Source organism: Roseateles sp. P5_E11 (assembly GCF_054049355.1).
On record NZ_JBFUMO010000442.1, the window covers coordinates 1 to 5,042 of the forward strand.

A 5,042-nucleotide genomic window follows, 5' to 3' on the forward strand; every position below is an offset into this window, starting at 1 on the left:
CATCTCGTTCACGGCTACGCTGTTCAGCTCAGACTTCAAGAACCGCCAGGTCTCGGCGACGGACCCGAATACCCTGGTCACCACCTATGTAAATGCCGGCGGCGTGAAGAACCGTGGCCTGGAGATGGAAGTCGGCAGCGGCGTCTTCGGCGGCTTCTCGGCCTATGGCTCGCTGACGCTGCAGAAGAGCAAGATCACGGACGATCTGCAGCTGACCGCTACCGGCTTCCTGCCGATCAAGGACAAGGAGTTCGGCAAGACGCCCAAGAAGATGGCCGCCCTGTCCGTGCAATACGAGCAAGGCCCGGTCTATGTGCGCCTGAAGGGCAAGTACACCGGCTCGCAGTACGTGGACCTGATGAACCAGGAAGCCGCCCCCGCTTACACCACCGGTGACCTGGACGCCGGCTTCAAGTTCGGCAACTTCGGCTCGCAGCTGAAGAACGCCCAACTGCGCCTGAACGTCAGCAACATCGGCAATGCGAAGTACCGCAGCGCGTCTTCGATCCTGACCAACACGCAGGCAACGCCGCTGCGGACGACGAATGGCTCGACCGCATCGCAATCTGCCAGCACCGAGTTCTACTACCTCGGTGCCCCGCGCTTCACCTCGCTGACCTTCAGCGTGGATTTCGAGTAAGTAGCTTGACTGCCGGGTGCACAAGGCCCGGTCAGTCGGTTCGGCAACCGCGAGTGCAGCCAGAAGCTGCCTCGCGGTTTTTTTGTTGCCGGGGCCTGGTTTTCAGCGGTGGATGTCGCCCAGGCAGAGGTACTTCACCTCGACATAGTCCTCGATGCCCTGGCGCCCGCCCTCGCGGCCCAGGCCCGATTGCTTGACGCCGCCAAACGGCACCTCGGCCGTCGAGATCAGGCCGGTGTTGACGCCCACCATGCCGTATTCCAGCGCCTCGCCGACGCGGAAGATGCGGCCGATGTCGCGGCTGTAGAAATAGCTGGCCAGGCCGAACTCGGTGGAGTTGGCCAACCGGATCGCGTCCTCTTCGGTCTGGAACTTGAAGATGGGCGCCACCGGGCCGAAGGTCTCCTCGCGCGAGCACAGCATCTGCGGCGTCGCATCGGCCAGCAGCGTCGGCTCGAAGAAGTTGCCGCCGGCGGTCTCGATGCGCTTGCCGCCCGCCAGCAGTTTGGCACCCAAGGCGATGGCGTCGGCGACATGGGTCTGGACCTTTTCCAGCGCTGCAGCGTCGATCAGCGGCCCGACATTGATGCCGGCATCAAACCCATTACCTGTCTTCAGCGCCGCGACCTTGGCCGCGAATTTCTCCAGGAAGGCGTCGTAGACACCCGCCTGTACATAGATGCGGTTGGCGCAGACGCAGGTCTGACCGGCATTGCGGTATTTGCTGGCGATGGCGCCTTCCACGGCGGAGTCGAGGTCGGCGTCGTCGAAGACGATGAAGGGCGCGTTGCCGCCCAGCTCCAGGCTGAGCTTCTTGATCGACGGCGCGCACTGTTTCATCAGGATGCGGCCGACCTCCGTGCTGCCGGTGAAAGACAGATGGCGCACGACATCGCTCTCGCACAGCACCTGGCCGATCTCGATGGACTGCTGGGAGTCCGCCGTCAGCACGTTCAGCACGCCGGCCGGCATGCCGGCCTGCTGGGCCAGTTCGGCAGCAGCCAGGGCCGTCAGTGGCGTCGCCTCGGCCGGCTTGATGATGACGGTGCAGCCGGCGGCCAGGGCCGGGGCGACCTTGCGCGTGATCATCGCCAACGGGAAGTTCCACGGCGTGATGGCCGCGCAGACGCCGACGGCCTGCTTGATGACCAGGTAGCGCTTGGTTGGGTCGGTCGTCGGGATGGTCTCGCCGTAGACGCGCTTGCCCTCMTCGGCGAACCAGTCGAGGAAGCTGGCGCCATAGATGACTTCGCCGCGCGCTTCGGCCAGCGGCTTGCCCTGCTCGGCCGTCATCAGCCGGGCCAGGTCGTCGGCGTGCTTGACCAGCAGTTGCTGCCAGCGCACCAGCACCGCGGCGCGCTCCTTGGYCGGCTTGGAGCGCCAGGCGTTCAGCGCATTGGCGGCGGCGGCGATCGCCGAATCGGCGTCGGCGCGGCCGAGGTTGGGCACCTGGGCCAGTTCGCGGCCGGTAGCCGGATCGTTGACCGCAAACGTGGCGGAGCCGCCGACCCATTCGCCATTGATCAGGGCCTGCGTGCGCAGCAGACCGGGATTCTCGAGCGCCTCCAGCGGCGAATTCGCGTCCATCAAGGTTCTCCAATCGAATTGAGAGGCACTCTACCCGGGCGATGTAAAGCCCCCTCTCTACAATCGCCCCTCCTTGTCACAGACCTTTTCCAGGAAACCCCGGATGAAAGCCGCCGAGATCCGCCAGACCTTTCTGAAGTTCTTCGAGTCGAAAGGCCACCAGATCGTCGCGTCCAGTCCCGTCGTGCCGGGCGACGACCCGACGCTGCTGTTCACGAACGCCGGCATGAACCAGTTCAAGGACGTGTTCCTGGGCTTTGACAAGCGCGCCTACTCGCGCGCCACCACCAGCCAGAAGTGCATCCGCGCCGGCGGCAAGCACAACGACCTGGACAACGTCGGCTACACGGCGCGCCATCACACCTTCTTCGAGATGCTGGGCAACTTCAGCTTCGGCGACTATTTCAAGAAGGACGCGATCAGCTATGCCTGGGAGCTGCTGACAGTCAACTTCAAGTTGCCGGCCGACAAGCTCTGGGTCACCGTCTACGAGGAAGACGACGAGGCCTACGAGATCTGGAACAAGACGGTGGGCGTGCCCGCCGAGCGCATCGTGCGCATCGGCGACAACAAGGGCGCGCGCTACATGTCCGACAACTTCTGGATGATGGGCGACACGGGCCCCTGCGGCCCCTGCACCGAGATCTTCTACGACCACGGCCCCGACGTCGCTGGCGGCCCCCCGGGCTCGGCCGAGCAGGACGGCGACCGCTACATCGAGATCTGGAACAACGTCTTCATGCAGTTCAACCGGACTGAAGACGGCGTGATGCACCCGCTGCCCAAGCCGAGCGTGGACACGGGCATGGGCCTGGAGCGCCTGGCTGCGGTTCTGCAGCATGTGCATTCCAACTATGAGATCGACACCTTCGTGACGCTGCTGGCTGCGGCCAAAAAGGCTGTGGACGCGGCCGGTGGTGGCGACTGTGACGCCACCAGCCCGTCGCTGAAGGTCATCGCCGACCACATCCGCGCCTGCTCGTTCACCATCGTCGACGGTGTCATTCCCGGCAACGCCGGCCGCGGCTATGTGCTGCGCCGCATCGCCCGCCGCGCCATCCGCCACGGCTACAAGCTCGGCGCCCGCACGCCGTTCTTCCACAAGCTGGTCGCGGCGCTGAGCGCCGAGATGGGCGAGGCCTATCCCGAGCTGCGCCAGGCGCAGGCCCGTGTGACCGATGTGCTGAAGCAGGAGGAAGAGCGCTTCTTCCAGACCATCGCCACCGGCATGGAAATCCTCGAGGCCGCGCTGGCCAAGGGCGGCAACGTCGATGGCGACACGGCCTTCAAGCTGCATGACACCTACGGCTTCCCGGTCGACCTGACCGCCGACGTCTGCCGCGAGCGCGGCGTGACGGTGGACGAGACGCGCTTCAACGAACTGCTGGACGAGCAGAAGAACCGCGCCCGCGCCGCCGGCAAGYTCAAGATGGCGCAAGGCCTGGCCTACAGCGGCGCGCCGACCGAGTTCCACGGCTACGAGCACCTCGTCTGCGAGCACAGCAAGGTCACCGCCATCTACATCGATGGCGCTCAGGTCAACGAGGCGCAGGCTGGTGACGACGCCGTCATCGTGCTCGACCACACGCCCTTCTACGCCGAGAGCGGCGGCCAGGTCGGCGACGCCGGCGAGCTGCGCAACGGCACGACGCGCGTCGTCGTCGCGGACACGATCAAGATCCAGGCCGATGTGTTCGGCCATCATGGCCAGGTCGTGGAAGGCTCGGTCAAGGTGGGCGATGTGTTCGTTGCCCGCGTTGACGCCGAGCGCCGCGCCAAGACCGTGCGCAACCACAGCGCCACCCACCTGATGCACAAGGCCCTGCGCGAGGTGCTGGGTGCCCACGTGCAGCAGAAGGGCTCGCTGGTTACGCCTGAGCGCACGCGCTTCGACTTCGCGCACAACGCGCCGATGACGGCCGAGGAGATCCGCGAGGTCGAGTCGCTCGTGAATGCCGAGATCCTGGGCAATGCCGGGGCCAACGCCCAGGTCATGGCGCTGGACGACGCGCAGAAGTCGGGCGCCATGATGCTTTTCGGCGAGAAGTACGGCGAGACGGTGCGGGTGCTGTCCATCGGCTCCTCCAAGGAGCTGTGCGGCGGCACCCATGTGAAGGCCACGGGCGACATCGGCCTGTTCAAGATCGTGGCCGAGTCGGGCGTTGCAGCTGGCATCCGCCGCGTCGAAGCCGTCACCGGCGACAACGCGCTGGCCTATCTGCAGCTGCTGGAAACCACGGTGCAGGGTGCCGCGATGACGCTCAAGACCTCGCCGCACGAGCTGGGTGCCCGTCTGCACGCGGTGCTGGACCAGATCAAGTCGTTGGAGAAGGAACTCACCGCTGCCAAGAGCAAGCTGGCCTCCGCCCAGGGCGATGAGCTGCTGGCCCAGGCCGTGGACGTGGGTGGCATCAAGGTGCTGGCCGCCAAGCTGGAAGGCGCCGACGCCAAGACGCTGCGCGAGACCATGGACAAGCTCAAGGACAAGCTGAAGACGGCGGCCATCGTGCTGGCCGCGGTCGACGGCGACAAGGTCCAGCTGGCGGCCGGCGTGACCGCCGACAGCGTGGGCAAGGTCAAGGCCGGCGAGCTCGTCAACTTCGTCGCCCAGCAGGTGGGCGGCAAGGGCGGCGGCAAGCCCGACCTTGCCATGGCCGGCGGCACGCAGCCGGCCGGCGTGGCCGCGGCGCTGCAGAGCGTGGCGGGCTGGGTGGCTGAGCGCGTGTAGTCAACACCTGGCCCTCGCCCTGAACAGGCCCGCTGATCGCGGGCCTTTTTCTTTGATGGATACGGCCTGGGGCAGCAAGCTGCCGAC

At 66.0% G+C, this 5,042-nt stretch carries 3 protein-coding genes; 2 read left to right on the forward strand and 1 reads right to left on the reverse strand.

All coding sequences use genetic code 11. From position 1 onward, the window contains the following. Positions 1-640 (forward strand): TonB-dependent receptor domain-containing protein (locus tag ACXJKR_RS24080; RefSeq protein WP_457324960.1); only part of this gene is annotated, 640 nt, incomplete at its 5' end. A gap of 102 nt (positions 641-742) precedes the next feature. On the opposite strand, the gene ACXJKR_RS24085 is transcribed toward ACXJKR_RS24080, so the two are convergent. Further along, positions 743-2,227, reverse strand: coding sequence for an NAD-dependent succinate-semialdehyde dehydrogenase (locus tag ACXJKR_RS24085; RefSeq protein ID WP_457324961.1), 1,485 nt, complete (start codon positions 2,225-2,227; stop codon positions 743-745). A 103-nt stretch (positions 2,228-2,330) separates the two neighbouring features. Here ACXJKR_RS24085 and alaS point away from each other — a divergent pair, with 103 nt between their 5' ends. Continuing rightward, positions 2,331-4,955, forward strand: coding sequence for an alanine--tRNA ligase (gene alaS / locus ACXJKR_RS24090; RefSeq protein WP_457324962.1), 2,625 nt, complete (start codon positions 2,331-2,333; stop codon positions 4,953-4,955). Positions 4,956-5,042: the final 87 nt, after the last annotated feature.